This is a genomic window from Pseudomonas sp. MD195_PC81_125 (genome assembly GCF_014060985.1).
In the GTDB taxonomy this organism is placed as follows: Bacteria; Pseudomonadota; Gammaproteobacteria; order Pseudomonadales; family Pseudomonadaceae; genus Aquipseudomonas; species Aquipseudomonas parakoreensis.
This window is the reverse complement of sequence record NZ_JABULD010000335.1, coordinates 1-3,935: the sequence shown is the minus strand read 5'-3', so window position 1 is coordinate 3,935 and position 3,935 is coordinate 1. Positions and strand designations below refer to the sequence as shown.

Annotated in this window: 4 protein-coding genes; 3 read left to right on the top strand and 1 reads right to left on the bottom strand. The window is 61.0% G+C overall.

Going from position 1 to position 3,935, the window contains the following annotated elements; translation table 11 throughout:
- Positions 1 to 68 precede the first annotated feature (68 nt).
- Both HT737_RS13850 and HT737_RS13845 read left to right on the top strand, forming a co-directional pair.
- The gene (locus tag HT737_RS13850) at positions 69 to 950 is read left to right on the top strand and encodes an ABC transporter permease subunit (protein ID WP_174377002.1); all 882 of its coding nucleotides are present in this window, start codon (positions 69 to 71) and stop codon (positions 948 to 950) included.
- The gene (locus HT737_RS13845) at positions 947 to 1,837 is read left to right on the top strand and encodes an ABC transporter permease subunit (RefSeq protein ID WP_041072127.1); all 891 of its coding nucleotides are present in this window, start codon (positions 947 to 949) and stop codon (positions 1,835 to 1,837) included. The genes HT737_RS13850 and HT737_RS13845 overlap by 4 nt, the downstream gene beginning before the upstream one ends.
- 92 nt (positions 1,838 to 1,929) lie before the next feature.
- Here the strand turns inward: HT737_RS13845 and HT737_RS13840 are convergent, their stop codons facing one another.
- Entirely contained in the window at positions 1,930 to 2,571 is a 642-nt protein-coding gene (locus HT737_RS13840; RefSeq protein WP_182402916.1) for an HD domain-containing protein, read from the bottom strand.
- A 302-nt stretch (positions 2,572 to 2,873) separates the two neighbouring features.
- On the opposite strand from HT737_RS13840, the gene HT737_RS13835 reads away from it, so the two are divergent.
- On the top strand, positions 2,874 to 3,839 hold the full coding sequence (locus tag HT737_RS13835) for a GlxA family transcriptional regulator (RefSeq protein WP_182402914.1): 966 nt from the start codon (positions 2,874 to 2,876) through the stop codon (positions 3,837 to 3,839).
- Positions 3,840 to 3,935 lie beyond the last annotated feature (96 nt).

Below are 3,935 nucleotides of genomic sequence, written 5' to 3'. Positions count from 1 at the left end.
GAAGACGACAGCGGCGTGGTACTTCGCTCATGAACATGCGCAAATTCAAACGCCGGCTCAATCGAATAATTCCCGGTGGCCGCCAGTTGGTCATCGGGGTTCCCTTCATCTGGCTGTTCCTGTTCTTCATGCTGCCGTTCTTCATCGTCCTGAAGATCAGCTTTGCCGAAGCCGATGTGGCCATTCCGCCGTACACCGAGATCTACACCTTCGCCGAGCAGAAGCTGCAACTGCTGCTGAACCTTGGCAACTACGCAATGCTCGGCGACGACGAGTTGTACATCGCCGCGTACCTTGGCTCGCTGAAGATGGCTTTCTTCAGCACGCTGTTGTGCCTGCTGATCGGCTACCCGATGGCCTACGCCATCGCCAGCGCCCGTAAAGAGCTGCAGACGGTGCTGGTGCTGCTGATCATGATGCCGACCTGGACCGCGATCCTGATCCGTGTGTATGCGTGGATGGGCATTCTCAGCAACAACGGCCTGCTCAACGGCTTCCTGATGAGCATGGGCTGGATCGACGAGCCGCTGCAGATCCTCAACACCAACCTCGCGGTGTACATCGGCGTCGTCTACTCGTACCTGCCGTTCATGATCCTGCCGCTGTACGCCAACCTGGTGAAGCACGATCACAGCTTGCTGGAGGCTGCTGCCGACCTCGGTTCGAGCACCTTCAACAGCTTCTGGAAAATCACCATTCCACTGTCCAAGAACGGGATCATTGCCGGCTGCATGCTGGTGTTCATCCCGGTGGTCGGTGAGTTCGTGATCCCGGAACTGCTTGGCGGCCCGGAAACCCTGATGATCGGTAAAGTGCTCTGGCAAGAGTTCTTCAACAACCGTGACTGGCCGGTGGCGTCCGCCCTGGCGGTGGTGATGCTGGCGATCCTGATTGTGCCGATCATCCTGTTCAACCGCAGTCAGGCCAAGGAAATGGAGGGTAAAGAATGAAGCGCTTCCGTTTCTCCAGCTTGATGCTGGTTCTGGGTCTGTTGTTCATCTACCTGCCGATGCTGATCCTGGTGATCTACTCGTTCAACGCCTCGAAACTGGTGACGGTATGGGGCGGCTGGTCGATCAAGTGGTATGTCGGCCTGCTCGACAACACGCAACTGATGGGCTCGGTGGTGCGCTCGCTGGAAATCGCCTGCTACACCGCGGTTGCCGCGGTGGCGCTGGGCACCCTCGCCGCGTTCGTCCTGACCCGCATCACCCACTTCAAGGGCCGCACGCTGTTCGGTGGCCTGGTCACCGCGCCGCTGGTGATGCCTGAAGTGATCACCGGTCTGTCGCTGTTGCTGCTGTTCGTGGCCATGGCGCAGATGATCGGCTGGCCGCAGGAGCGTGGCATCGTCACCATCTGGATCGCCCACACGACGTTCTGTGCAGCGTATGTGGCGGTGGTGGTGTCGGCGCGTCTGCGTGAGCTGGACCTGTCGATCGAAGAGGCAGCCATGGACCTCGGTGCGCGGCCGTGGAAGGTGTTCTTCCTGATCACCATCCCGATGATCGCGCCATCGCTGGCGGCGGGCGGCATGATGTCGTTCGCGCTGTCGCTGGACGACTTGGTGTTGGCGAGCTTCGTCTCCGGCCCGGGTTCGACGACGCTGCCGATGGAAGTGTTCTCGGCGGTGCGTCTGGGCGTGAAGCCGGAGATCAACGCCGTGGCCAGCCTGATTTTGCTAGCGGTATCGCTGGTGACCTTCCTGGTGTGGTTCTTCAGCCGCCGCGCCGAAGAAGCGCGCAAGAAAGCCATCCAGCAAGCCATCGAAGAAGGCGCCGCCGATTCGTGGAAACAACCGGACGTGCGCCGCGCGCCTGCGCCGGAAGCGGCCTGACGGGCAAAAAAGATCGCAGCCTGCGGCAGCTTCTACAGTGGATGCAATCTCTGTAGGAGCTGCCGCAGGCTGCGATCTTTTGCTTTTGGAGCTCAGGAAATCCAAGGGGATGTACGGATGACCTCGACAAAGTTCATCGGCCTGAACCCCGGCTCCTGATCCACCAGCACATCGCTCTTCACATTGCCGAACGTGGTCTGCGGACGATGGCGCAAGCCGTCGGCAAACGCGCAGATGATGCATTCCTTGAAACCTTCCCCGCGTGGATGCGCATGCACCACCGCCTCGCGCTGGGTACTGCTGAACGCCGCATAATCCATACCCAGCACGTCCATCTCGACACCCGCCGTCACCAGCGCCACAGTCGGCCGCAGATGTTTGGGCACGCCCGGCGTGGTGTGCAAGGCAATCGACAGCCAGACCTGTTCGATGTCGTCATCGCTCAGCCCGTATGGTTTGAGGAACGCCGTTGCCGCGTTGGCGCCATCCACTTCGAAACGCTCGTCATCACTGCGATAACCGTCGACCAGTCCGAGGTCGTGGAACATCGCGCCGACATACAGCAGCTCCGGGCTGTAGGTCAGTTGTTGGCGTTCGCCGCTCAGCGCACCGAACAGAAACACCCGGCGCGAGTGGTGATAGAGCAGGTCGGATTCGATGTCGCGAATGTATTCGGTGGTGGCCCGGGCGAGGGCGCTGTCGGGGATTTTGATGCCGGCAATGGTCGTGCTCATAAGGTGTTTCCTCGTCGAAAACGCCGTCGTGGCGCTGATGGACAAAGTCTGTTCCCCGAGGCACTGCACGGACAAACAACCCATGGCTGCGATCCTTGCCAATCGACCTGCAAATCGTGCCAACTCACTTAAAACAGCAGACACCGAACTTGTGGCGAGGGGATTCATCCCCGATGGACTGCGCAGCAGTTCCAAAACCTGCTATTTCAGCGAATCAGGTAAACCGCGCAGTGAGGATCTACGACTGCTGCGCAGCCGATCGGGGATGAATCCCCTCGCCACAAAGATCCCCAAGGAGGCTTATGAACAAAACCATCGCCATCGTGGTGTTCCCCGGCGTGCAGGCGCTGGATGTCAGCGGGCCGATGGATGTGTTCGCCGAGGCCAATCGTTTTCTGCCCCCCGAGGATCACTATCGGCTGGAGGTGATCGGCGTCGAGCATGGCCCGATGGCCTGTTCCAACGGTTTGAACCTCAGCGCTCACCGGCATTTCAGCGAGGCGCTCGACGCCTGGGACTTGCTGCTGGTCGCCGGCGGCCCGCAGTTACCGTTTCTGGATTTCGGCAAAGGCTTCGACACCTGGCTGCGCGAGGCCTGTGCCCGTGCGCGGCGATTTGGCTCGATCTGCAACGGCGCGTTCATGCTCGCGCGGGCGGGGCTGCTGGACGGGCGAACGGTAACCACCCACTGGAACGATGCCCAAGCGCTGGCGCAATTGTGTCCATCGGCGCGGGTCGAAGCCGATCGCCTGTATGTCGAGGACGGTGCACTCTATACCTCGGCCGGGGTTACGGCGGGGATCGATCTGTCGCTGTACCTGTTAGCCCGCGATCACGGCGCTGACGTGGCGCTGAGCGTGGCCAAACGGCTGGTGGTGTTCACCCAGCGCTCGGGCGGGCAGTCGCAGTTCAGCCCGTTCCTCACGCCGCATGCGGAGCCGACCTCGGCGGTGGCGATGGTGCAGTTGTACGTGCTGGCCAATCTCACCGGCGACCTGACGATTGCCGACTTGGCAAATGCGGCGAACATGAGCGCGCGCAATTTTTCCCGGGTGTTTGCCCGCGAGGCCCGGGTCACCCCGGCAGAGTTCGTCGAAAGTGCGCGAGTCGATGCGGCACGGGTGCTGCTCGAAAGCACCACGGCGCCGCTGAAGACTGTGGCTTATCAGTGCGGGTTTCGCGATGCGCAGCACATGCGCAGTGTGTTCAATCGCCGGCTGGGGGTGACGCCGCAGCAGTTCCGGCTGAATTTTGCCGGGCTGCTCTGAAGGCCTTGGATGTTCTTCAGGGCCCCATCGCTGGCAAGCCAGCTCCCACAGGTTTCTCGGGTGTTCACATAATCTGTGTTCACTGAAAATCCTGTG